Source organism: Arthrobacter sp. zg-Y750, from assembly GCF_020907365.1.
Classification (GTDB): Bacteria; Actinomycetota; Actinomycetes; order Actinomycetales; family Micrococcaceae; genus Arthrobacter_B.
On the sequence record NZ_JAJJOC010000008.1, the window covers coordinates 75,639 to 98,159 of the forward strand.

Sequence of the window (22,521 nt, forward strand, 5' to 3'; positions counted from 1 at the left end):
CCCGGGGGTTCCGCAGTCCGACACCAATTTCAGTTTTCTACGCTCAGCCGGGGATGTCAACACGGCTGCCCGCGCAGCGGCGGGACCGTGATGGCCGCCACACCGGCACGGTGCTGCGCGGCCGTTTTCCCCTCAGTCGAGTTCACCCCGCCGCCACGCCGCCGCGGAATGTTCCAGGTCCTCTGCAGTGCGGACAAGCTGGCGGGCGTTGCGGGTCAGCATGGTGGCACGGTTGGCGTCGGAAGCCTCCGAGGAATCGGCGTGGTTCGTCTGGCCGAGGGCGACCACCCGGCAGAACGCGGCGAAGCGTTCCAGCGCGACGTCGAAATCCCCCTCAAAGGCGCCGGAGAGGATGGTGTCAGCCATGGTTCGTACTTCGTCTGCGCCCAGCGGTTCCGCCACTCCGGCGACAACCTTGGAGACCTGGGCAACGTCCTTGCCTGCGGCGTAGAAGGAGGCCACCCGCTCCGGGTTCTGCTGGATGGAGGTGCGCAGGGCATAGAGCCGCCACAGCGCGCCGGGCAGCGACCGGGCAGGGCTTTCGGCCCACATCTCGGCCACGGCTTCCAACCCCTGCTGGTCCGCCAGTTCCACCAGGCGGCGGGTTACCTCGGGATCGGTGCTCTCCCGGCCGTGGTGGACCAGGGCCTGCGCGGCCAGGTGGGCCGCTTCCGAGACGCGGGCCGGATCGGCGCCGCCGGGGAAATTGGCGAAGTCCACAGGTGCAAGAGGCTTTGGCTTGTGATGGCGCGGCGTTGAATTGGACTCACTCATAATCCGAGAATACTCCCGCCCTTGGGCAGAATCGAGGCGGGTTCCGGGACGGTGGACAGCCCTCGGCAAGGCCGCTCCGCGGAACCGATTTCCCCTGCCCGGGGGTACTTCCGGACGGCCGGCGGCACGGGTTTTCCGCGATTGTGCGGTGTGCGATAAAGTGGGACAGTCGGTCTGCACAGCAGCCCGGCGTGCGCCTATAGCTCAGTTGGTAGAGCAACGTCCTTTTAAGTCGTGGGTCGCAGGTTCGAGCCCTGCTGGGCGCACCCAATACAAATGGCCTGCCTTCTTCGGAAGGCAGGCCATTTCTGTTGGTTGGCAGCGGTTGGTTGGCAGCGGTTGGTGCAGCGGGTAAAACGGGAAGCCGTCCTATTCCGCTGCCGCGTCCTGCCCCGCCTTGCGTGCAGGTCCGGGGACCGGACGACGCCGGGCGGTATCGAACTTGATCAGTTTGTGCGTGCCGTCGCAATAAGGCTTTATGGCGGAGGCCCCGCACCGGCACAGCGCCACGGTTTCCCGGTCCCTGGGCACGGGGACACCGTCCGGAGTGACTATCTCGAAGTTGCCGCGGACCAGGAGCGGGCCGTTGGGGCAGGCAACGATCGACGCCGGAGCGCCCGGAGCCGGGGTGCCTTCGCCGTCGGGAACGGGAGCGCCGGATTCGGTGCTCACGGGGTTACACCGCCGGCGATGGCCGCCGCAGCCAAGGCGGATCCTGCAGGGCCGGCCTCTTCCGGGCCGCCGTCGGGCAGGGGCGCAAGCAGCGCCGGGCTGCCGGCCTGCCAGGCCAGCAGCTGGTCTTCGCCCAGCATGGCATCAATGGCCAGGACGGTTGCTGCCCCGAAAATGATGTCTTCAAGCAGGTCAGGCTCGGCTTCGGCCAGGCCGCCGGCCAGGTCCCTGGCGGCGATCTGTTCGTGCACGGCGTCGGCTTCCACATGCTCGTCGAAGTAATAGGTGACTTCGTCGCTGAATCCGTGCCGCCGGAAACCCCGGGCGTAGAACGAATTGGGAATTGAGGACGTCATCTCAAAGGCGGCAAGGTGCCCGGCGATCGCGCCCCGGAGCCGGCGGTTGAGGCCAAAGAGGGACATGGCGTTGGATGACGCCAGGGTCAGGGCCGGCACCAGGTCGATATAGTGCCCGTAGCCGGCATCCAGTCCCAGGCCCTCCATGGTGTTGGCGAACAGCTTGGAGTGCATACGCTCCTGGCGGCCGCCGCCGTACTCGTCCGCCTGGATCTCCACCAGGGCGGCCTTGGCGCGGCCCACCGGCAGCCGCGGAATGGCCCAGCTGTGCGGGTCGGCTTCCTTGAGCTGGTAAACCGAGCGCAGGACAAGGAATTCGCGCAGCTGCTCGACGCTTGCCTTGCTGGCGATAAAACGGGACACGCTGGGTCCGTCGTCCTTGGCGGCGAGGGCAAAGAGGGTTTCGGCAACGTCTTCGCTGCGCGGTGCGGGCAGCTCGGGAAGGGATACGGTGCGGCGGAGCACCTCTTCGAAAGCGGCCTCCAGCCGGGCACGGATGCGGATCAGGTCCGGCTCCCATTCGGCGTCGTCCGCTACGCCGTCCAGGCCGCTGTAGTGCAGCTCGTACAGGCAGAACAGGGCCAGCTGCAGGTCTTCATCGCGCAGCAGGTCGCCGCCGGCCGACAGGGCCTCGGTTACTGCGGAGTCCAGGGCAGCGTAACCGGCAGTGCTGCGGCCGGCGTGGAGCAGGTCGATCAGGGTGGCGCTGACGCGCCCTCTCGGGGCGGGAATCTTCATTGCTTTCCTTACGTCTGAAGGCGCGTTTGACGGCAGTAGTCATCGGGACGGCTGGGACAAATCCACAGGTCAGCATACTTGGTATGGGCTCAAGGCACCCTGTCCGCAACGGCAGTTGCGGCATTGACCTTTGCCGCCCCGTTGGATGCAATGGAGGAAAGAGCCGGCCCCGGGCCAGCGGGAAGGAGCATTTGATGTCCGGTACGGTGTGGTCCGTCATCCCTCCGCTGCTCCTGCTCGCACTGGTCCTGGTGACCGGTGCCGCCGGCGTTGACCGTGCGCTTCGTGCCCGCGACGGGGAGCGGTTGTTCTGGGTGGGATTCACGGCGTTTCTGGGTGTGCTCATGACCGCAGCCTGGGCGGTGGCCGCTTCCCCGGATTACACCCCTGTGGCGGGATGGGCGGTCGCGGCGGGCAGTACGGCGGCGGCAGCGTGGGTGGTGTGGCGGAACCGCCGCCGCGCGGTGGAGCAGGAACGGAACCGCACCGCGGTTCAGGTGCACGGCACCACGCTGCGGCACCGGGATGTTCTTTCCCGCTGGAGTGCCTATGAGCTGGACCCGTGGCTCGCCGCAGAGTATCCCCGTCTGCAGGATGTACGCAGCCCGGAGACCAGGGACTTCATCCGGGCCCTGAAAACAGCGGACCAGTTGCGTGCAGGGGTGCGGACACCGGAGGACGCAGCAGCATACAGCCAAGCGGTGGATCGGCTGGCCGGGTGCCTGGAAGCGGCGGAAAGGGCTGCCGGGGGAGGCCGGGCAGCGTAGCTGCGGCCGCGCCGGGAACGGGGTGGACCGCGGGGGATTGACGTGGCAGTCTCGGCCTATGACAACCAAAGACATCAGTGTCTCGCGCAATGACGGGCAGGACCGGTACGAACTGCGGCTGGACGGAGAACTGGTGGGTATTGCCGACTACCGGATTGAACCTGATGCGGTGGCGCTGACCCACACGGTGGTGGAGCCGGCCTTCCGGCATCAGGGCTACTCGTCCCGGCTGGCGAAATATGCCGTGGATGACATCATCAGCGACGGCCGGCGGATCAAGCCCTACTGCTCCTATATGGCCGCTTACCTCGGCAAACACCCGGAGTACAGCCATCACGTGTCCTGGCCGCAGGGCTGAGGACCATCCGCAAAGTGTGCGTTAATTGGAGCTGGCTTCCCGCTCTGCATATGGGGGGAACGCAGAAGGGGAAGCCAGTTCCAACAGTATACTTCCAGTTGTCGGAGTAAATCCAATTGAGGGGGACGGGATGGCGCTGCCTGCCAGGTCTTTCCAGAGTTGGCGGGCTGCAGTTGCTCCGGGTGAGTCCAATGCCGCCCTCTGCCGCCGGACCGGCATCAAGCGCTCCACGCTTGCCCAGCAGATTGTCCGCGGCAAGGTCTCCGAAATCACCGTGGTCCGCGTGGCCCGCGCCTACGGTAAGAACCCGGTGGAAGCCCTCTCTGACTTTGAGGAATACGCCGATCTGCTCAGCGGACCGTGGCGTCCCACCACCGCCGAACTGATCAGCCAGGTGTCCTACGTCTGCATCCTGAAGATGATTTTGGCCCGTGCTACCCAGGAAGGACCGGCTGGGCCGGAGGGGCCCGATCTCGCCGGGTTCGGACACGGGAACGCCATCCGCTCCTGGTTCGAGGCGGTGGATCCGGGGGACCTGCGCCAACGCCTCAGCGCCAAGTCCGGGGTTGCGCCGCAGAACATTTCGGCGCAGCTCTCTGCAGGCCGCCTCGCACCCGAGCTTGCCGTGGAAGCGGCGCGGATCGCCGGCGTGTCCCTGCCCGGCGGATTGGTCGCCATCGGTTTGGTCACCCCGGATGAGGCCGGATGGCCCCAGGGCGGACAAGAGCAGGCGCTGGCGTCCCTCAGCGATTCCGAACTGGTCCTGCTGGCCCGGGACCGGCTGGATTATTTGGGGAAGATCATGAAAAAGCTTGAACACGATAATGAAAATGAACTGACGTTGTTGGAGAACCTGGGATGAGCATTGCCACCGCGTTTCAGGTTGGTGCGCTCGCCGTATCCGGCCTTTTCGCATTGACCCGCCTGCCCTCGGCGGTGAAGGGGCGGAACCCGCTGCTCTTTTGGGCACTCCTGATGCTCTGCATTGCCATTGCACTGGGGATCTCGCCAGTCTATTTGGCCGTCGACAACGCGTTGGGCGGCATCAACATTGCAAATGTGATTATCCGTTTCGCGATGTACGGCTTCTTCCTGATCCTTGGTGTGAAGGCTGCTGTTGCCTTCCGTGCCCCCGGAGCAGGCCGCCTGATCGCCGGCCCGGCCGGTGTCGCCGTCGTAATCGCAGTGGGGATTGCCACCGTGGTGCTGTTTATCCTTGCGGACCTGCCGGTATCCTCGCCGGGCCTGCGGAGCTACGGCGGGCAGCTGCCGGTGATGCTCTACGGGATGCTTGGGCGGGTCTATCCGGGATATGTAGCTGCCTGTCTAGTTGGCCCTGCCCTGCGCATAGCCGCGCACCGCCGGCGTCCGTCCCTGATGCGGGCCGGAGCCGGACTGCTGGGTGTCGGTCTGATCGGCGTCGTGCTTTATGCAATCCAGGACGTTACGCCCCTGGACGTGAATCCCTGGGACCACTTGGTGCCGTATTCCTCGATCATTCTCACGACCGTGGGCCTGGCCTTGCTGGGCAGCCAGCGGATCGCCTCAAAGAAGCGAATTAAGCAAACGCCTCTGATGCAAACATACGTAAAGTGACGATTAGATAAACTTGTTCACATTTTCATGCGCATGTGTCAGAATAATGAATATGTAACATCCGCTGCCTGTGGGGGGTCAGCGTGAGGTTGCAACGAAGCCAGCGGCAGCGCCGCTGGCTTCGTCACTTTAAGGCGGAAGGCTGGATCGCCAGCCCCGGGATCATTGTGCGTCCAGGTCGGTTTCCAGCACCCGGGCCAGATCCTCCAAGGCATTTTCAGCGCCGGGGCCGTCCGAGCGGAGCACCACCACGTCTCCGTGCGAGGCACCCAGGCTCATCAGCGAAAGCATGCTGGAGGCGTCCATAGCCTCCTCAGCCGGAGTCCCTTCCATAGCTATGGTCACGTCCACCGGTGAGGCTGCGGCAGCTTCGGCGAATATTGATGCCGGACGGGCATGGAGCCCCACCCGGCTGGCCACTGTGGCTTTGCGTTCTGCCATTGTTTTTCCTTCCGTGGTTGTGCCGGATGTCCGGCCGCGCTTACAAGCCCAGCTGTTCAAGGACGGGCAGCCTGCTGCGCACAATGGTGCGGGCCTCGGCTGCGGAATGCGCCGCCAGTGCGCGGGCGGAGAGCTCCTGCGCCTGCTCCAGGGTCACCGAGCCCAGGACCGCACCAACGCTGGACAAGGCCCGCGGCGTCATGGAGAGCGTGTTTACCCCCATGCCGGCCAGGACGACGGCGAGGGCCGGGTCTGCGGCTGCCTCGCCGCACACTCCAACGGTCTTGGCTCCGGCAGCGGCCGTCGCGGTGCCCGGTTCCGCCGGCAGAGCCGCCGTCGCGCGGGCGGCACCGGCAACGGTGGCGGAGATCAGCTGCAGGACCGCCGGTTGCCAGGGGTCATTGAGGGTCGCCAGGGAGCCCAGCTGGCGGTCAGCGGCCATGGTGTACTGCGTCAGGTCATTGGTGCCCAGGGACGCGAACCGGACCCGGGACAGGATGGCTTCGGCCATCACGGCCGCGGCAGGAACTTCCACCATCACACCGGGCATGCCCAGCCCGGCTGCCGTGCAGAGCACCGCGAAGTCCGCTGCTTCTTCGGCGGTTGAAATCATGGGGGCCATGACCCAGACGTCGGCCTCGTGCGCCCCGGACGCTACGGCAATGGCTTCCAACTGGCGGGCCAGCACGCCGGGAGAGGTCCGGTCGGTGCGGAAACCCCGCACCCCGAGGGCCGGGTTGGGTTCCGATGCGTCCGTGAGGAAAGGCAGGGGCTTGTCCGCGCCGGCGTCGAGGGTTCGGATCACTACCTTCCGGCCCGGGAAGGCCGCGAACACGGCTCCGTAGGCATCCACCTGCTCCTCTACGCTGGGCTCGGAATCTCGGCCCAGGAAGCAGAATTCCGTACGGAGCAGGCCAACGCCTTCGGCGCCCGCCTCTGCGGCGGCGCGGGCGTCCTTGCCGGAGCCCACATTGGCCAGCAGCGGTACCCGGTGCCCGTTCGCGGTGGTTCCGGTGCCGTTGAAGGCCGGAAGTGCGGACCGGGAGGCGTATTTCTGCGCGGCCTCACGCTCGGCCGCACCGGGGTCCTCCACCACTGTGCCGGAGGCGCCGTCCAGGTAGATTTCCGCCCCGTCTGCAATACCGTCCGCACCCGGAGCGCCGACGACGGCGGGCAGTCCCAGCGAGCGGGCCAGGATGGCGGTGTGGGACTGCGGTCCGCCCTCGCTGGTCACCAGGCCCACCACTTTGGCCGGGTCCAGCGTGGCGGTATCCGCCGGCGCCAGTTCCACAGCGGTCAGGATGAAGGGCGCGTCGGAGCCGGGGATTCCCGGGGCCGGCAGCCCGTTGAGTTCAGCCACAATCCGGCCGCGCACATCCAGCACGTCCTGGGTCCGTTCGGCCATGTACCCGCCCAGGCTTTGGAGCATCGCGGCCACTTCCATGCCCGCCTCCCAGACGGCCCGGTCGGGAGCCATGCCGGCGTTGATGTGTTTGCCGGCGGCTTTGAGCAGCATGGGATCCGTGGCCATCATGGCGGTGGCATCCAGCACCGCCTTAGCGTCTCCGGACGCGGTTTCGGCGCGGTGCTTCAGATCCTCCCGGACGGTTTCCGCAGCGTCCTTCAGCCGGGCCTTCTCACCGTCCACCGTTGCCTCCGGACCGAACTTCGCGTCTGCGTCCGGCTCGGGCACCGGAGGGGGCATCCGGCGCGAAGGACCCAGGACCCGCCCGGCGCTGACTCCGATTCCCTTGATGGTCCGCATCATCCATGCCTTCCTGTTTGAGTCGGTGCCTTACGCAGCAACGGGTTCCTCCACTTTCCTGCGGGGAGCGACAAACCGTTTCAGGCCCACGTAAACGAAGCCTGTGACCGCAGCCCCGGCCAGGATCGCCACCACGAACATCAGGAGGTTGCCGATAGCGAAGAAGACAAATATCCCACCGTGGGGTGCCTGTGAGGTTACGCCGGTTGCCATGCAGATGGCACCGGCCACGGCGCCTCCGAGCATCGTGGAGGGAATAACCCGGAAGAAGTCGGCCGCGGCGAACGGAATGGCACCCTCCGAGATGAAGGCGGCGCCCAACAGCCAGGCGGCCTTGCCGTTCTCCCGCAGAGCCATGCTGAACCGGTTCTTGGCCAGCACCGTTGAAGCAAAGGCCATGCCCAGCGGGGGAACCATGCCCGCCGCCATCACTGCGGCCATGATCTCCCACGGCACCTGGTTCTCGAAGCTGCCTTCACCCAGGCCGGCCACAGCGAAGGCGTAGGCCACCTTATTGATGGGCCCGCCCAGATCCGAGCCCATCATCAGCCCCAGGATGACACCCAGCCCAATGGCCGCCACACCGGTGAGGCTCGTGAGCCAGTTGTTCAGCCCAAGGGTCAGCGCGGCAATGGGGCCGCCAAGGACCAGGATCATCAGGCCGGAGGCGATGAGAGAGGCCAGAAGGGGGATGATGACCACCGGCATCAGTCCCCGCATCCAGGAAGGTACGTTCCAGTTGCCGATCCACCGGGCCATGTACCCGGCAAGCAGGCCGCCGATGATGCCGCCAATGAACCCGGCATCCATGAACAGGGCCACGGAACCGGCGGTGAAGCCCGGGGCAATGCCGGGGCGGTCCGCCAGTGCGTAGGCAATGTAGCCGGCCAGTGCGGGCACCAGGAATGCCAGGGACAGGTTGCCGATCTTCCAGAACACCGCACCCAGGTACGGGATCAGCCCCTCGGGCGGCAAGCTGAAGAGCGACGTCCCGTCCAGCATCACGTCGCCGTTGGCGACACCGTCCCCGCCGTCCGAGGCCAGGGCCAGTTCATAACCACCCAGCAGGTACCCGAGGGCAATCAGCAGTCCGCCGCCGGCGACGAACGGGATCATGTAACTGACGCCGGTCAGCAGGGCGCGCTTGAGCTGGCCGCCGAAGCTCTCCCCTCCGGAGGCGGCCCCTTCGCGTTCCTCGCCGCCGCCTCCGCCGCCGGACACCCGCCGCGCGTTGGGGTTGTTGATCGATTCAAGGGCTTCATCGATCATCACCCCCGGCTCGTCGATGCCGCGCTTCACCGGCCCGCTGATCACGGGTTTGCCCGCGAAGCGGCCCTTGTCCCGGACGTCCACGTCGGTGGCAAAAATCACCGCGTCGGCGTTGCGGATCACGGTGGGGTCCAACGGCGTGGACTTGGCCGAGCCCTGGGTTTCCACCTGCAGGTCGATGCCGCGTTCGGCGGCCGCTGCGGCCAGGGAATCCGCCGCCATATAGGTATGGGCAATACCGGTGGGGCAGGCGGTCACCGCAACAATGTGCGGGGACTTGGAGGTGTCCGACGTCGTGGCCCCCGTACCGCCCTCGGATGCCGGGGCATCTGCTCCGTGACCACCTCCACGGTCTCCGCCGGATCCCCCCGTACCGGCGGCCTGCCCGCCGCCGCGGGAGCCGGCGTCGGTGCCCGCAGCCGTGGCCCCGGTGGCCGTGCCGGCCGCTGCCGCCCCGCCCGCCCCGGCAGCGGACCCCGCCTCCGCCGGGGCAGGGCCAAGGCCCAGCGCGCCGTCCACCAGCTCCACAATCTGTTGCGGGGAGCCTGCGGAACGGAGCGCACCGGTGAAGTCCTTGCGGATCAGGGAGCGCGCGAGCTTGGCCAGCAGCTGGAGGTGCTCCTGATCCGCACCTTCGGGAGCGGCAATGAAAAAGACGATGTCCGCCGGACCGTCCTTCGCGCCCCAGTCCACTGCGGGACGAAGCCGGGCCATTGCCAGGGTGGCCTTGGTGACGGCAGCTGACCGGCAGTGCGGGATGGCAATGCCGCCGGGAACGCCGGTGGCCGTTTTGCCTTCCCTGGCCATGGCGTCGGCGTACAGCTCGTCATAGCTGGTTGCACGGCCGGCGGAGACCACGTTGCGGGCCAGATGCTCAATGACCCCGCCTTTGTCCGCGCCCAGATCCGAGTCCAGGGTGACCAGATCCGGGGTGATGAGGTCCGACATTAGCTTTCCTCCTTTTGAGGCGCAGCGGCGGCCCTCCCGGCAATCGGGCCTTGTGGCTCAATGTTGAGTGCGGTAACGGTCACTTCACCGGGATCCGTTTGGGCCAGGGTGGGAACTGCCGTTCCCGGCAGGGCAGCCGCGGCTGCTCCGTGGGCCACGGCTTGGCGCAGGCACTCCGCCGGGGGGACGCCGGCCACTTCGGCGAGCAGGTAACCGGCAAGGGCCGAATCGCCGGCACCAACCGTGGAACGTGCCTGCACCGGAGGGCGGGTTGCCAACCAGCTCCCGTCGGCAGTCACCAGCAGTGCGCCCTTGGCGCCGAGCGTGACGAGGGCGGCACCGACGCCGCGTTCGCGCAGGACGCCGGCGGCCCGGGCGGCGAGAAGCGGGTCCGCCTCGAGTGCCGCCTCGTTGGAGAAACCGGCCGCCTCGGCCAGTTCTTCGGCATTGGGCTTCAGCAGGTCCGGTGCTGCGCCGTGCATCAATGCACCCGTCAGCGGCGGGCCGGAGGAGTCCATCGCGATGAGCGGGGCTTCAGTGCCCAGCCGCTCCCGCACCGCCTGCGCCACCAGGGCATAGAAGTTCGGCGGCACTCCGGGCGGAAGCGATCCGGCCAGCACCAACCAGGACACCGGTCCGCTGCCCTCTTTCGGCGTGCAGGCCCCCACCACCAATGCGATCAGGGCTTCCTGCTCCACCGGGCTGAGCGAGGGGCCCGGGGCATTGACCTTGGTGGTGGTGCCGTCCGGTTCCGTCAGGGTGATGTTGCTCCGCAACGGAGCGGTGATGGGCATATTCAGGTAGGGAATTCCGGCCTGCCGCAGGCCGGCGGTCACCGGATCCTCGTCAGCCCCCGGCAGGACTGCAAGCGAGGCGACCCCGGACGCCGTCAGTGCCCGGCACACGTTGACGCCCTTGCCTCCGGATTCTTCTGTGGTTCCCGCCGCACGCTGGACGGCGCCCCGCACCAGCGCGCCCGGGAGCTCGACAGTGCGGTCCAGGCTGGGATTGGCGGTAAGGGTAACGATCATAAATGAGATCCATCCAGGCCGTGGTTCCCGTGGAAACGGCCGGTATTCGGGCGGAACTCGGGATGCTTCCCGGTCCTGGGGCGGCCGCTGTACGGATACCTGCACACCTGCGATCCGTGGCGACTGCCACTGCTTCTTCGCTGATGCGACTTTACTTTTGGTCCGCTGCCCGTGGCAATGGGACACGGACCGCCCGGCCCCCGCCGCCCGGAAACGGTGTGCCCCGGCTAGGCTGGGCCGATGAAAACCGTGCCGGCGGAAAACGTCATCTGGTCACTGCCCGCGGACCGGCGCCATGGACGCTCCCTGGTGGTCCTCCTGCACGGGTACGGATCCGGGGAACAGGCAATGGAGCGGCTTTTTGCCGCGCTGCCGGACACCGCTGTGGGGGCGGCGGTGCGCGGACCGCTGCCGGTCGGCGAGGGCAGCGGCTGGTTCCTGCTCGATCCGCTGTTGAACTCTGACACCTCGGAGGTGCTGGAGACGGCGCTGTCCGTGCTGGCCTGGATTGACCGGGTCCGGACCGAATACGGCTTCACTGCGGTCTCGCTCGTCGGTTTTTCCCAGGGCATGGCCATGGCCGCCACACTGCTGCGCCTGCGTCCCCGGGACTTCCGCGCCGTCGTCGGGCTGTCGGGCTTTGTAGCCCCGAACGAGCTCTTGGCCGTCGCCGAACCGCTGCCTGTGCGCGTGCCGTTCTTCTGGGGACGGGACCGGCAGGACTGGGTAATCAATGACGATGCGCTGCAGTACACCGGCCAGTGGCTCGAGGAGAATACGGCCCTCACCGCCCGTACCTACGAGGGAATGGGCCACGCGCTTTCCGCCGCGGAGATTTCCGACGTGTCCGTATTTCTGTCCGCGTATCTGCGCTCCGACACGCCGTAGCCATGCCGTATCTCAGCCGCAGGCCACACGCCCGCGGTAACTAACACACATTCACCCAGATGAAAATTCTCGGAAAAACTACGCCTAAGCATGCTTATCAAGTAGGCTGGAGGAAAGCGCTGCCCACAAAGCAGTGCTGAAATCACTGTCACTCACACAGCAAGGAGAATCAAATGGGTTTCATTGCGTTCCTTATTCTGGGTCTCATCGCAGGTGCAATTGCAAAGATGATCCTCCCGGGTCGTCAGGGCGGCGGCTGGATCGCCACCCTGATCCTGGGTGTTATTGGCGCTCTTCTGGGTAGCTGGCTCGGCGGCCTCATTTTCAACAACGGCGGAGAGCTCTTCAGCCTGACGAATCTGTGGACCTGGGTCCTGGCGATCGTTGGTTCGATCATCGTTCTGCTGATCTACGGCTTCGTAACCCGCAAGAGCAGCAACCGCGCTTAAGTAGTGCGTGAGCGCCGCTAACCCGGCGTGTTGATTAGTAAGGGCGGGGCCCGCGCGGAATTTTCCGCCGGACCCCGCCCTTTGCTTTAAGCAACCAGGTGCAGGGGGACCCCCGGCTCCGGGCGCGCCCCGTAGAGTTGAAGCCTGCACCGGATTTCCCCAAGGAGAGTTCTTGTGAAGCGACGTAAGTTCAACCCCGCAGCCAAGTTGGCCGGGAAGGCCACCTTCGGACCCGACGGGCAACCCAAGCCGCACGTAGTGAAGGCGATCGAGCGGGCCGTGGAGGTCCAGCGCCCACTGGTCCTGGCGAACATCCGCCGGATGCAGCGCAAGCACCCCAAAGCGTCCGCCGCAGAGCTGATTGCCATCCTTGACCGCCACTACCTGAACGCGGTGATGGGCGGCGGCGCGGCCGTGGGTGCCACGGCGGTGGTTCCCGCCGTCGGAACCGTGGCCGCCCTCGGACTCTCCGCCGCAGCGACGGTCGGTTTCCTGGAAGCCACCGCCCTGTACGCGCAGTCAGTGGCTGAACTGCATGGTGTACGGCTCGCCGATCCGGAGAAGTCCCGGACCATGGTGATGGCCATCATGCTGGGTGAAGAAGGAACCTCCATGATGCAGTCCCTTGCTGGCCGCGGCAGCGCGCAGTCCTGGGGCAGCACCATCGGCGCCATGCCCTCTGGCCTGATGGGGTCGGTCGGCTCAAGCATCCGCAAGCAGTTCCTGAAGCGGGTCATGGCGCGCCAGGGCACTGCCATGCTGGGACGTGCCCTGCCGCTCGGTGTGGGCGCCGTCGTTGGCGGATTCGGCAACCGGGCAATGGGCAAGGGCATCATCAAGGCCACCCGTGCAGCCTTCGGTGAACCGCCGGCCACTATTCCGGGCGAGCTGGCCGGGGAGTTGGAGCGGCTGGAGAACCAGCCCAAGACCGCCTAGCCGAAGACCGCCGTGGCGACCGTAAAGATCGCCACACCGGCGAGGGATCCCACCACGGTGCCGTTGATTCGGATGAACTGCAGGTCCTTGCCGACCTGCAGTTCAATCTTTTCCGAGGTCTCCTTCGCGTCCCAGCGTTCCACCGTTTCAGTGATGACGCCGGCAATGTCGCTGCGGTAGGTCCGGACCAGGTACCCGGCGGCGTCGGCAACGTAACCGTTGATCTTGGCGGCAAGCTCCGGTTCTTCCACCAGGCGCGTACCGAAGTCCTGCAGTGCTGATTTGAAGTTGCGGGTCAGTTCACTGTCCGGGTCCTCGGCCGCGGTCATCAGGGCGTTCTTGATGGTGGTCCAGGTCTGCGTCATCAGCTCGCGCACGCGCGGATCGTCCAGCACCTGCTCCTTGACGGCGTCGGCCTTGGCCATGGTTGCCGGATCCTCCTGGAGGTCCTTGGCCACCCCGGTGAGGTAGTTATCCAGCGCCACGCGCAGCTGGTGGTTGGGGTTTTCCTGCACGTCGATCAGGAACCGCTCGGCCTGGATCTGCACCCGTTCACCCACCAGATCATCCACGAACGCGGGAACCCACGACGGCGAACGTTCGGCTACCAGGCGTCCGATCACCTCGGGGTTGGCCAGCACCCAGTCTGCCAGGCTGTCCACGATCAGGTTCACCAGCTGGTGGTGGTGGCCCTCCTCGAAGATGCGCTGGGCCATTCGTCCGGCCGGCGGTCCCCACTGCGGGTCCACCACGTGCCGGCGGAACATGGATTCGAGGACGTCGCGGACGGCGTCGTCGTCCAGTACCCGCAGTGCGCCCCGGATTGCCGCGGCGCCTTCGGTGGCCACCCGCTCCGCCCCCTCGGGGCGGGACAGCCAGATGCCCGCCTTGCGTGCCACCTGCATAGAGTCCAGCTTCGTCCGGATGATCTCCTCGGAGAGGAAATTCTGTTCCACGAACTGGCCCAGCGATGCGCCGATCTGGTCCTTTTTCTCCGGGATGATCGCGGTGTGGGGGATTTTGATCCCCATGGGGTGCTTGAACAGGGCGGTGACGGCAAACCAGTCCGCCAGAGCGCCCACCATCCCGCCTTCCGCCGCGGCGCGGACGTACTCGAGCCAGGGATAGCGGTCCTGCAGGGCGAAGGAAAACAGGAAGATCACCGCGAGCAGGATCAGCAGGCCCGTGGCCAGCATTTTCATCCGCCGCAGGGCGTAGGCGCGTTCTTCATCGGTGGGGACCGCTTGGGTGCTCACGCGTGCACCTCCCCGGCCTGCATGGACATGGCTGACGCGTCTTTCAATACCGCTCCCTCATCTTCCAGTGCGGGCCCGGCAAGTCAACTTCGGCGAGCCGGACCACCTCTTCCCAATCTAATCAGTGATTTGGGCACCCGCGCTACGAGGGCGGTGTGGTTGAGTAGTGCCATGGCATCCCCCGTGGACTTCCCTGCCGAGCCGGCGCCCGCACCGCCGCAGCTTCCCTGTCCCATCGAGGACTATGCTCTGATCTCCGACCTGCACACCGGAGCGCTGATTTCCCGCACCGGGAGCATGGACTGGCTGTGCCTGCCGCGGTTCGATTCGCCGTCGGTGTTCGGCGCCCTGCTCGGCGACAGTGACCACGGCCGGTGGCGCCTGGCGCCGGACGATCCGGCTGCCGTGGTCACCCACCGGGCCTACCTGGAATCCACCTTTGTGCTGCGCACCCACTGGCAGACCCCCACGGGGACGGTACGGGTCACGGACTACATGCCCACCGGAGACCGCCGCGCCTCCCTGGTGCGCCGGATCGAGGGCATCAGCGGCACCGTCCCCATGCAGCAGGAACTGAAGATCCGGTTCGGCTACGGTTTGGTGCTGCCGTGGGTCTTCCGCGGCACCGACAGCGCCGGGGAGCACCTCTCCGCGATCGCCGGCCCCGGAGCGTTGGTGCTGCGCGGCACCAACCTGCCGGTGGCCAGCAACCACAGCCACATTGGCCGGTTCGACGTCGCGGCGGGGGAGTGTTTCGACCTTGAACTGACCTGGTACCCCTCTCACCGCCCTGTCCCTGCGCCTCAGGACCTGGATGCGGCCCTGGCCCGCACCACCGCGTACTGGCAGAACTGGGGGAACCGCTGCCTGGAGTCAAGCGGCTACGAGCATGCGGTGCGGCGCTCGCTGCTGGTGCTGCGGGCCCTGACGCACGAAGACACGGGGGGTATTGTGGCCGCTCCCACCACTTCCCTGCCGGAGGTGGCCGGCGGGGAACGGAATTGGGACTACCGCTACTGCTGGCTGCGGGATGCCGCCCTGACCCTGGTGGCCATGATGACCCACGGCTACCAGGACGAAGCGCTGCAATGGCGCAGTTGGCTGCTCCGGGCCGTGGCCGGGGATCCGGAGGACCTGCAGATCCTTTACGCCGTGGACGGCGGGCGGGACCTGCCCGAACAGATCCTGCCGCAGTTTCCGGGCTACGGCGGCGCGGCACCGGTTCGGCTGGGCAACGGGGCTGTGGGGCAGTACCAGGCGGACGTGGTGGGACACGTGATGGTGGCGCTGGCCCGGCTGCGGGACCGCGGCGTGCCGGAGGACCACTTTTCCTGGCCGCTGCAGCGTGCACTGCTGAACTTCCTCGAAAAGCACCTGGAGGAGCCGGACCACGGAATTTGGGAGATGCGCGGGGAGCCGCAGCACTTCACGCACTCGCGGGTGATGATGTGGGCTGCGTTTGACCGGGCCGCGGAGGCCGCCCGGAAATACGGGTTGGAAGGCCCGGTGGAGGTCTGGGAGGGGCTCCGGGACGGACTGCGCCGGGAGGTGATGGAACGGGGCTTTGATCCGGAGCTGAACTCTTTCACCCAGTACTACGGCAGCACCACGGTGGACGCGGCGCTGCTGCAGCTGCCGCAGGTGGGGTTCATCGACTACGACGACGAACGGATGCTGGGCACCGTGGCCCGGTTGGAGAAGGAACTGCTGGACCCCTCCGGACTGCTGCTGCGTTACACCACCGAAACCGGTGCGGACGGGCTCCCGGCGGGTGAGAACCCGTTCCTGGCGTGCAGTTTCTGGCTGGTGGAACAGTATGCGTTCACCGGCAGGCTGCCGGAGGCGCGCAGGCTCATGGACCAGCTGGTGGGCTATTCGAATGAGCTGGGCCTGCTCAGCGAAGAATATGATGCAGCCAGTGGACACATGGCCGGGAACTTCCCGCAGGCCTTCTCGCATCTGGCACTGGTCCGGGCTGCGGACGCCCTCGCGGGTGCCGAATCCCGGCCGCCGTCCCCTGCCCGCTCCCGGACAGCAGCCCCAACCGAAGGAACCCGATGAACCGCAAGACGCTCTCCGCCGCGGCCATGGCAGCACTGCTGACCACCAGCGCCGTCAACCACTTCCGCAACCCGCGTTTCTACAACGCGGTGGTGCCGCGCAGCATCAGCACCGATACGGAGGGCAGGTACGGCGTGATGACCCGCCGGCAGTGGACCCATGCCAGCGGTGTGCTGGAGTTCGCTGCGGCACTGGGCCTGCTCCTGCCCGCAACTCGGCGGCTGGCGGCCACCGGCACCGCCGCCATGTACGTGGCCTTTATCGCCGGCCACATCTGCGCCCTCCAGCGCGCCTTCGGTCCGCGCGGCCGGGACAAGGAAAAGCTGGTCCACAGCCTGCGGCTGCCGCTCCAGGTCCCGTTGATCCTCTGGGCATGGAACCTGCGGAAATAGCACGTGGCCACTCAGCTGCTGGTCCTTTCGGACACCCATCTGCCCACCCGTGCCAAGGTACTTCCCGAGGTGCTCTGGCAGGACATTGAAGCCGCAGACCTCGTGGTGCATGCCGGGGACTGGGTGAACGTTGAACTGCTGGAGGAGATCCAGGCCCGTTCCCGCAGCCTCCTGGCCTGCTACGGAAACAACGACGGCGCCGGGCTGCGGTCCCGCCTGCCGCTGGTGGCGACGGCGGTGGTCGAGGAGGTGCGGCTCGCCGTCGTGCATGAAACCGGTCCCGCACGGCTGCGGGAAGAACGCATGGACGCGCAGTTCCCGGATACCGACCTGCTGATTTTCGGGCACAGCCACATCCCCTGGGATTCCACCGCCCCGTCCGGGATGCGCCTGCTGAACCCCGGCTCGCCCACCGACCGGCGTCGGCAGCCCTTCTGCACCTATCTGCGCCTGGACCTCGACGGGAAGAGCATCACACCCGACCTCCGGCGGCTTCCGCCGCGGAGGGCCGCTTAACGCTGTAGCGCTTAAACGGCAAAGGCCGGGGTGCCTTGCGGCTGCCCCGGCCTTTGCCGGTGGTGCTTGGTACTGCTGGTGCCCTAGTTGCTGGCGCCCGGCTGGAAGACAACCTTGATGCAGCCGTCTTCCTTCTTCTGGAACTTCTCGTACAGCTCCGGTGCATCCTCAAGGGAGGCCTGGTGGGTAACCAGGTTGGTGACGCCCAGCGGATCGGCGGGATCCTCGACCAGCGGCATCAGGTCCTCGGTCCAGCGCTTGACGTTGCACTGGCCCATCCGCAGGTTCAGCTGCTTGTCGAACATGGCCATCAGGTTCATCGGGTCGGCCGTGCCGCCGTAAACGCCGCTTAGGGACACCGTGCCGCCGCGGCGGACCGCGTCAATGGCACCGTGCAGGGCGGACAGGCGGTCCGTTCCGGCGGTTTCCATTGCCTTCTGCGCCAGCTTGTCCGGCAGCAGTCCGACGATGGTCTGGGCTGCCTTGCCCACGGGGGAGCCATGGGCCTCCATGCCGACGGCGTCCACCACGGAGTCCGGTCCGCGGCCGTCCGTCATTTCACGCAGTTCGTCGGCGACGTCCTTGTGCAGATCCAGGGTTTCCACGCCGTACTGGCCGGCGAGCTTCCGGCGTTCCTCCACCGGCTCGACGCCAATGACACGGTAGCCCAGATGTGTGCCGATGCGGGCGGCGAACTGGCCGACCGGGCCCAGGCCGTACACGGCGAGGGTGCCGCCGTCGGGCACATTGGCGTACTGGACGCCCTGCCAGGCAGTGGGAAGGATGTCGGAGAGGAACAGGTAACGGTGGTCCGGGAGTTCGGTGCCGACCTTGATGGGGTTGTAGTCGGCCAGCGGCACCCGGAGGTACTCGGCCTGCCCGCCGGGAACGGAGCCGTACAGCTCAGAGAAGCCGAAGAGGGCAGCGCCGGAGCCCTTTTCGCGGACCTGGGTGACCTCGCACTGGGTCTGCAGGCCCTGGCGGCACATGAAGCAGCTGCCGCAGGCGATCTGGAAGGGAACAACCACGCGGTCGCCCTTCTTCAGGCTGGTGACGGCGGAGCCGACCTCTTCCACAATGCCCATGGCTTCGTGGCCGAGGATGTCGCCTTCCTTCATGTAGGGCAGGAGCACTCCGTAAAGGTGGAGGTCGGAGCCGCATACAGCGGTGGAGGTGACCCGGATGATGGCGTCGGTGGGTTCCTGGATGGTGGGATCAGGTACTTGCTCCACGCTTACGGAGTTTTTTCCCTGCCATGTGACTGCTTTCACGTGCGATCCTCCTGCTGGTTGCATTCTGAGTGCGTTGAAAGAACTTATCCCCATTGTGCCAATTCATAAGCGTACTGACAAAACAGGCCGCAGTCAGGGGTTTGCGGAAAGTCTGCAGGTGAGCGGGCTCGTGGAGGCTAGGAGTTTCGGCCGGTCCGGCTCGGGCGCGGTCCGGGGAGTACCCGGGGGTCCCGCGCCAGGATCATGTCCAGCGCGGTTGCATTATCCAGCGTTTGCCGCGCGGACAAGGGTGGCGGCTGCAATACGGCCCGTGCGGCGTCTGCCGGGGGCAGCTGTACGCCCACATGAAGCGCCGGGACGGTGGGAGCTGCGCGTTCGACCTCGCGGGCGGCATCTGCCAGGACCTCCAGTGCCGCGTCCTCGATGCCGGCAGTACGCGTGAGGTTAATAAGGATGTTGGCACCGAGCGTTGCCGTATGGCGCAGGATATTCAGCAGGGTGCCGCAGTTGGAGCCGGTCAGGGCACCCCGAACTTCAATGGAGGCGGCTGCGTTCTTCGTATCTACGCTGACCAGGACCCGCAGTGGATCTTCCATGTCATCTCCACGCCGACAGTGCTCCCGGCCACTGCTCAACCGGGTATCCCACCGTACAACGGCCGTTGCCCTGCTGTCTGCCGTTTACCCCGTCTTTGGCCCTGCCGGCGGCAAGGCCGGCAGGGCAACCGCCGGGCAGCAGGGGCGGATCAGAATGAAGCGGCGGGTTTCCGGCTCCCGGCGACGACGGCGGCCGTGGCTTCTGCGATCGCTTCCTCTTCATCCGTGGGCACTACCAGGGCCGGAATTGCCGAGTCCGGCGTGCTGATCAGCCGGGCCTGCTTCCCCCGGGCAAGGTTGGCCTCCGGATCCAGCCGGATACCCAGCGGACCGAGCTGGTCCACCACCAACTCCCGGAACTTCCCGGAGTTTTCTCCGATTCCCGCGGTAAAGACCACCGCCTGCGCACCGCCCACGGCCACATGGTAGGCGCCGATGTACTTCGCCAGCCGGTAGGCGGCAACGGCCAGGGCCAGCCGCGAGCGTTCATCGCCGGCGTCCGCGGCCTCCTCGATGCTGCGCATGTCTGACTCGCCGGCCAGGGCCTTTAACCCGGATTCGCGGTTGAGCATATTGTCCAGGGTGTCGGCGTCATAACCCTGGCGGGCCAGGAACACCAGGATGGACGGATCAACGTCTCCGCTGCGGGTACCCATCACCAGGCCCTCCAGCGGCGTGAATCCCATGGAGGTGTCGATGCTCTTGCCGTCCTGAATGGCCGCAACGGAGGCGCCGTTGCCCAGATGGGCGATGACGGCGCGGAACCGTTCGGGCTCTATGCCCAGGAAACGCGCGGCGGCCGGAGCCACGAAGCCGTAACTGGTGCCGTGGAAGCCGTAGCGCCGGATGCCGTGCCGGCGGTACAGGCTGTCCGGCAGCGCGTAGCGCCAGGCCCGTTCCGGCAGGGTGCGGTGGAAGGCGGTGTCGAAAACGGCAACCTGGGGAATTGACGGCCACTTGTCGTGTACTGCCCGGATACCCATGGCGCTGGCCGGATTGTGCAGCGGTGCCAGCGGGCTCAGCCGCTCAATGGAACGGACAATCTCGTTGTTCACCAGGACCGGTTCACTAAAGCGCTCGCCGCCGTGCACCACCCGGTGGCCCACGGCGTCGATGCTCCGCCCGTCCAGTTCCCGCCGCAGCCGGGTACTGAGTTCCTCGAGCGCCGCGGTGTGGTCCGGGATTACGTCACCGATCCGGTCGATGAGGCCCTTTGTGAGCAGCTCCTGGCTGTCTGTGTCCCGCACCTGGTATTTCAGTGACGACGAGCCTGAGTTGATGACCAGCACCAGCATTTAGTCCTCCTGTGCCTGGACGGCGGTAATGGCCACGGTGTTGACGATGTCCTCCACGGTGCAGCCGCGGCTGAGGTCGTTGACCGGTTTGCGCAACCCCTGCAGGATCGGTCCCACCGCCACCGCCCCGGCGGACTGCTGGACGGCCTTGTAGGTGTTGTTGCCGGTGTTCAGGTCCGGGAAAATGAAGACCGTTGCCTGCCCCGCCACGGAGGATCCCGGCGCCTTGGAGGCCGCCACCGAGGCGTCTACGGCGGCGTCGTACTGGATGGGGCCTTCCACCGGAAGATCCGGCCGGGCGCGGCGGACCAGCTCGGTGGCCTTGCGGACCTTCTCCACGGAACCGCCGGTGCCGGAGGAACCGGTGGAGTAGGAGAGCATGGCCACCCGGGGCGTGACGCCGAACTGTTCGGCGGTGGCGGCCGAGGCCAGTGCGATGTCCGCCAGCTGCTCCATGTCCGGTTCCGGATTCACGGCGCAGTCGCCGTAGACCAGGACCCGGTCTGCCAGCAGCATAAGGAACACCGAGGACACAATCTTTACGCCCTCCTTGGTGCGGATGAACTCCAGGGCGGGCCGGATGGTGTTGGCGGTGGTGTGGGCGGCGCCGGAGACCATGCCGTCCATCCGGCCCAGCTGGACCATCATGGTGCCGAAGTATGCCCCATGGAGCATACGCTCCTGCGCGTCCTCCAGGGTGACGCCCTTTTTCTGGCGCAGTGCCGCGTATTCGCGGGCAAATTCGTCCCGCAGGGCACTGGTGGCGGGGTTGATGATGTTGACGTTGGAGAGGTCGATGCCTTCACTTGCCGCCAGTTCGCGGATCTGCCCCTCCGGTCCCAGGACCGTCAGCGCACATACGTCGCGCCGGCTGAGGATCTCCGCTGCCTGCAGGATCCGCACGTCCAGTCCCTCCGGCAGGACAATGCGCTGCCGGCTGGCGCGGGCGCGCACAATGAGCTCGTTGAGGAACCGCAGCGGGGTGGTGGTGGCCGGCCGGGGAAGCGCCAGCCGTTCCAGCAGTTCCACTTCGTCCACGTGCCGGGACCAGGTACCCAGGGCGGCCGCCACCTTGCGCCGGTGGCCGCTGGAGATCTCTCCGCGGACGCGGCTGACCCGGCGCGCCGTCGTATAGGTATCCGTGCTGACATCGAACACCGGGAACGGCGCGGAGGCCAGCAACTCAAGGATGGCCGGCTCCACCTCCATGCCGCCGGTGAGGATCATGCCGCTCGCCACCGGGAAGTCGGAGGAGAAGGAGGAAGCAAGGGTAGCCACCATCACGTCGGCACGGTCCGCCGGCACAATCACCAGCGTGCCGTCAGTGAGCTGCGGGATGAAGTTGCCAACCGTCATGGCCGCCACCTTCACTGCTGAAACATCCCGCTCCAGGGTGGCGCTGCCGGCCACCTGGCGCGCCTGCAGCGCTTTCTGTACCTCGGCGATGGACGGCTGGGAGATTTCGCTCTGTTCCGGAATGACATAAACCGGGCGTCCGCTGTTGCCCGGGCGCATGGCCGCAGCGATGGGTTCGACTTCCGACGGCGCGGCGCGGTTGACCATCATGGCCAGCAGATCGCATTTGGCATCGGCCAGCTGGCGGCGGGCCACGTCCACGGCATCCGCCGTTTCTGCGGCGCTCATTTCCTGGGCGTTGACGACGGCGAGCACCACGGTGCCCAGGTCATTGGCCAGACGGGCGTTGAGATCGAACTCGAGGGCGACGTCGTGCCCGGAAAGGTCCGTGCCCTCCACGATCACGACGTCGCAGTTGGCGGCGATCTCGCTGTAGACGGCCAGGCAGCGGGCATCCACCTCGCCGCGCTCACCGGCGACCAGCAGTGCACGCAACTGGGCCCGGGTCAGCCCCCCGCGGCAGGTGGCGGGGCCAAGGTCGAAGCGGCTCTGCATCAGTTCCACCATGGGGTCCTGCGCCGGATCGTCGCCTTCGACGATGGGGCGGAAGAAACCCACCCGGTCCGCGTGGCGGCCCAGCATGTCGGCCAAGCCGAGGCTGATCAGGGACTTGCCGGATCCGGGCGTCATGGCGCTTACATAGATTCCGCGGGCCATAGCTGTGATCCGTTCGTAGCGGGGTTCTTCCCATCCCGGGGGCGGGGTGGATCAGGTCACATCCATACTCGCAAAAGCGTGCGGCAGTTGCCAGCGGAGCACGCTTCACCCC

22 protein-coding genes and 1 tRNA gene are annotated in these 22,521 nt (G+C 66.7%); 11 read left to right on the forward strand and 12 right to left on the reverse strand.

Annotated features, from left to right (window positions below; genetic code table 11):
- Positions 1-132 precede the first annotated feature (132 nt).
- Positions 133-774, reverse strand: a complete 642-nt coding sequence (locus LOC57_RS05845) for a hypothetical protein (RefSeq protein ID WP_227925987.1) — start codon at positions 772-774, stop codon at positions 133-135.
- A 193-nt stretch (positions 775-967) separates the two neighbouring features.
- On the opposite strand from LOC57_RS05845, the gene LOC57_RS05850 reads away from it, so the two are divergent.
- Positions 968-1,040 (forward strand) — tRNA-Lys (locus LOC57_RS05850).
- A gap of 103 nt (positions 1,041-1,143) precedes the next feature.
- On the opposite strand, the gene LOC57_RS05855 is transcribed toward LOC57_RS05850, so the two are convergent.
- Together LOC57_RS05855 and LOC57_RS05860 are read right to left on the reverse strand one after the other, a co-directional pair.
- The gene (locus LOC57_RS05855; RefSeq protein WP_442860155.1) at positions 1,144-1,446 is read right to left on the reverse strand and encodes a CDGSH iron-sulfur domain-containing protein; all 303 of its coding nucleotides are present in this window, start codon (positions 1,444-1,446) and stop codon (positions 1,144-1,146) included.
- Entirely contained in the window at positions 1,443-2,540 is a 1,098-nt protein-coding gene (locus LOC57_RS05860; RefSeq protein WP_229958664.1) for an iron-containing redox enzyme family protein, read from the reverse strand. The genes LOC57_RS05855 and LOC57_RS05860 overlap by 4 nt, the downstream gene beginning before the upstream one ends.
- 194 nt (positions 2,541-2,734) lie before the next feature.
- Here LOC57_RS05860 and LOC57_RS05865 point away from each other — a divergent pair, with 194 nt between their 5' ends.
- From LOC57_RS05865 to LOC57_RS05880, 4 genes are all read left to right on the forward strand, one after another.
- A complete protein-coding gene (locus LOC57_RS05865; protein ID WP_227912508.1) occupies positions 2,735-3,307 on the forward strand; it encodes a hypothetical protein in 573 nt (190 codons plus the stop codon).
- Positions 3,308-3,365: 58 nt separating this feature from the next.
- Positions 3,366-3,665, forward strand: a complete 300-nt coding sequence (locus LOC57_RS05870; RefSeq protein ID WP_229958666.1) for a GNAT family N-acetyltransferase — start codon at positions 3,366-3,368, stop codon at positions 3,663-3,665.
- 130 nt (positions 3,666-3,795) lie between these two features.
- The gene (locus LOC57_RS05875) at positions 3,796-4,527 is read left to right on the forward strand and encodes a hypothetical protein (protein ID WP_229958668.1); all 732 of its coding nucleotides are present in this window, start codon (positions 3,796-3,798) and stop codon (positions 4,525-4,527) included.
- Positions 4,524-5,261 carry a hypothetical protein gene (locus LOC57_RS05880; RefSeq protein WP_229958671.1) on the forward strand — a complete coding sequence of 246 codons (738 nt, stop codon included), beginning with the start codon at positions 4,524-4,526 and terminating at the stop codon, positions 5,259-5,261. The genes LOC57_RS05875 and LOC57_RS05880 overlap by 4 nt, the downstream gene beginning before the upstream one ends.
- A gap of 162 nt (positions 5,262-5,423) precedes the next feature.
- Here the strand turns inward: LOC57_RS05880 and LOC57_RS05885 are convergent, their stop codons facing one another.
- From LOC57_RS05885 to LOC57_RS05900, 4 genes are read right to left on the reverse strand one after another with little or no spacing between them, the layout of a single operon-like run.
- Positions 5,424-5,702: an HPr family phosphocarrier protein gene (locus LOC57_RS05885; RefSeq protein WP_227912504.1), complete on the reverse strand. Its 279-nt coding sequence runs from the start codon at positions 5,700-5,702 to the stop codon at positions 5,424-5,426.
- A 40-nt stretch (positions 5,703-5,742) separates the two neighbouring features.
- A complete protein-coding gene (gene ptsP / locus LOC57_RS05890) occupies positions 5,743-7,467 on the reverse strand; it encodes a phosphoenolpyruvate--protein phosphotransferase (protein ID WP_229958758.1) in 1,725 nt (574 codons plus the stop codon).
- Positions 7,468-7,497: 30 nt separating this feature from the next.
- Positions 7,498-9,684, reverse strand: a complete 2,187-nt coding sequence (locus LOC57_RS05895) for a PTS fructose transporter subunit IIABC (protein WP_227912502.1) — start codon at positions 9,682-9,684, stop codon at positions 7,498-7,500.
- On the reverse strand, positions 9,684-10,715 hold the full coding sequence (locus LOC57_RS05900; RefSeq protein WP_229958673.1) for a 1-phosphofructokinase family hexose kinase: 1,032 nt from the start codon (positions 10,713-10,715) through the stop codon (positions 9,684-9,686). Before LOC57_RS05900 ends, LOC57_RS05895 begins: the two co-directional genes overlap by 1 nt.
- Positions 10,716-10,955: 240 nt before the next feature.
- On the opposite strand from LOC57_RS05900, the gene LOC57_RS05905 reads away from it, so the two are divergent.
- The 3 genes from LOC57_RS05905 (at position 10,956) to LOC57_RS05915 (ending at position 12,988) form a co-directional block, all read left to right on the forward strand.
- A complete protein-coding gene (locus LOC57_RS05905; RefSeq protein WP_229958675.1) occupies positions 10,956-11,603 on the forward strand; it encodes an alpha/beta hydrolase in 648 nt (215 codons plus the stop codon).
- A gap of 173 nt (positions 11,604-11,776) precedes the next feature.
- Positions 11,777-12,052 (forward strand): GlsB/YeaQ/YmgE family stress response membrane protein, encoded by a 276-nt coding sequence (locus LOC57_RS05910; protein ID WP_229958677.1) that lies wholly within the window; start codon positions 11,777-11,779, stop codon positions 12,050-12,052.
- A 174-nt stretch (positions 12,053-12,226) separates the two neighbouring features.
- Positions 12,227-12,988 (forward strand): hypothetical protein, encoded by a 762-nt coding sequence (locus tag LOC57_RS05915; RefSeq protein ID WP_229958679.1) that lies wholly within the window; start codon positions 12,227-12,229, stop codon positions 12,986-12,988.
- Here the strand turns inward: LOC57_RS05915 and LOC57_RS05920 are convergent.
- Entirely contained in the window at positions 12,985-14,244 is a 1,260-nt protein-coding gene (locus tag LOC57_RS05920) for a DUF445 domain-containing protein (protein ID WP_442860708.1), read from the reverse strand. The genes LOC57_RS05915 and LOC57_RS05920 overlap by 4 nt on opposite strands.
- A gap of 171 nt (positions 14,245-14,415) precedes the next feature.
- Between LOC57_RS05920 and LOC57_RS05925 the strand changes: the two genes are divergently transcribed.
- From LOC57_RS05925 to LOC57_RS05935, 3 genes are read left to right on the forward strand one after another with little or no spacing between them, the layout of a single operon-like run.
- Entirely contained in the window at positions 14,416-16,305 is a 1,890-nt protein-coding gene (locus LOC57_RS05925) for a glycoside hydrolase family 15 protein (protein WP_229958681.1), read from the forward strand.
- Complete coding sequence (locus LOC57_RS05930; protein ID WP_229958683.1) at positions 16,302-16,697, forward strand: DoxX family protein; 396 nt, start codon at positions 16,302-16,304, stop codon at positions 16,695-16,697. The genes LOC57_RS05925 and LOC57_RS05930 overlap by 4 nt, the downstream gene beginning before the upstream one ends.
- A 3-nt stretch (positions 16,698-16,700) precedes the next feature.
- Positions 16,701-17,213 (forward strand): metallophosphoesterase family protein, encoded by a 513-nt coding sequence (locus LOC57_RS05935; RefSeq protein ID WP_229958685.1) that lies wholly within the window; start codon positions 16,701-16,703, stop codon positions 17,211-17,213.
- Between the two features lie 83 nt (positions 17,214-17,296).
- Here the strand turns inward: LOC57_RS05935 and LOC57_RS05940 are convergent, their stop codons facing one another.
- The 4 genes from LOC57_RS05940 to pta form a co-directional block, all read right to left on the reverse strand.
- Positions 17,297-18,484: a zinc-dependent alcohol dehydrogenase gene (locus LOC57_RS05940; protein ID WP_227912494.1), complete on the reverse strand. Its 1,188-nt coding sequence runs from the start codon at positions 18,482-18,484 to the stop codon at positions 17,297-17,299.
- 137 nt (positions 18,485-18,621) lie between these two features.
- The gene (locus tag LOC57_RS05945; RefSeq protein WP_227912493.1) at positions 18,622-19,041 is read right to left on the reverse strand and encodes a hypothetical protein; all 420 of its coding nucleotides are present in this window, start codon (positions 19,039-19,041) and stop codon (positions 18,622-18,624) included.
- A 149-nt stretch (positions 19,042-19,190) separates the two neighbouring features.
- Positions 19,191-20,336, reverse strand: a complete 1,146-nt coding sequence (locus LOC57_RS05950) for an acetate/propionate family kinase (RefSeq protein WP_229958687.1) — start codon at positions 20,334-20,336, stop codon at positions 19,191-19,193.
- Entirely contained in the window at positions 20,337-22,409 is a 2,073-nt protein-coding gene (gene pta / locus LOC57_RS05955) for a phosphate acetyltransferase (RefSeq protein ID WP_227912491.1), read from the reverse strand. It lies immediately after the preceding gene.
- Positions 22,410-22,521: the final 112 nt, after the last annotated feature.

Coding starts and splice junctions, on each gene's coding strand:
- LOC57_RS05845 (WP_227925987.1), bottom strand. CDS start 774: ATGAGTGAGTCCAATTCAACGCCGCGCCATCACAAGCCAAAGCCTCTT.
- LOC57_RS05860 (WP_229958664.1), bottom strand. CDS start 2,540: ATGAAGATTCCCGCCCCGAGAGGGCGCGTCAGCGCCACCCTGATCGAC.
- LOC57_RS05865 (WP_227912508.1), top strand. CDS start 2,735: ATGTCCGGTACGGTGTGGTCCGTCATCCCTCCGCTGCTCCTGCTCGCA.
- LOC57_RS05870 (WP_229958666.1), top strand. CDS start 3,366: ATGACAACCAAAGACATCAGTGTCTCGCGCAATGACGGGCAGGACCGG.
- LOC57_RS05875 (WP_229958668.1), top strand. CDS start 3,796: ATGGCGCTGCCTGCCAGGTCTTTCCAGAGTTGGCGGGCTGCAGTTGCT.
- LOC57_RS05880 (WP_229958671.1), top strand. CDS start 4,524: ATGAGCATTGCCACCGCGTTTCAGGTTGGTGCGCTCGCCGTATCCGGC.
- LOC57_RS05885 (WP_227912504.1), bottom strand. CDS start 5,702: ATGGCAGAACGCAAAGCCACAGTGGCCAGCCGGGTGGGGCTCCATGCC.
- ptsP (WP_229958758.1), bottom strand. CDS start 7,467: ATGCGGACCATCAAGGGAATCGGAGTCAGCGCCGGGCGGGTCCTGGGT.
- LOC57_RS05895 (WP_227912502.1), bottom strand. CDS start 9,684: ATGTCGGACCTCATCACCCCGGATCTGGTCACCCTGGACTCGGATCTG.
- LOC57_RS05900 (WP_229958673.1), bottom strand. CDS start 10,715: ATGATCGTTACCCTTACCGCCAATCCCAGCCTGGACCGCACTGTCGAG.
- LOC57_RS05905 (WP_229958675.1), top strand. CDS start 10,956: ATGAAAACCGTGCCGGCGGAAAACGTCATCTGGTCACTGCCCGCGGAC.
- LOC57_RS05910 (WP_229958677.1), top strand. CDS start 11,777: ATGGGTTTCATTGCGTTCCTTATTCTGGGTCTCATCGCAGGTGCAATT.
- LOC57_RS05925 (WP_229958681.1), top strand. CDS start 14,416: ATGGCATCCCCCGTGGACTTCCCTGCCGAGCCGGCGCCCGCACCGCCG.
- LOC57_RS05930 (WP_229958683.1), top strand. CDS start 16,302: ATGAACCGCAAGACGCTCTCCGCCGCGGCCATGGCAGCACTGCTGACC.
- LOC57_RS05945 (WP_227912493.1), bottom strand. CDS start 19,041: ATGGAAGATCCACTGCGGGTCCTGGTCAGCGTAGATACGAAGAACGCA.
- LOC57_RS05950 (WP_229958687.1), bottom strand. CDS start 20,336: ATGCTGGTGCTGGTCATCAACTCAGGCTCGTCGTCACTGAAATACCAG.
- pta (WP_227912491.1), bottom strand. CDS start 22,409: ATGGCCCGCGGAATCTATGTAAGCGCCATGACGCCCGGATCCGGCAAG.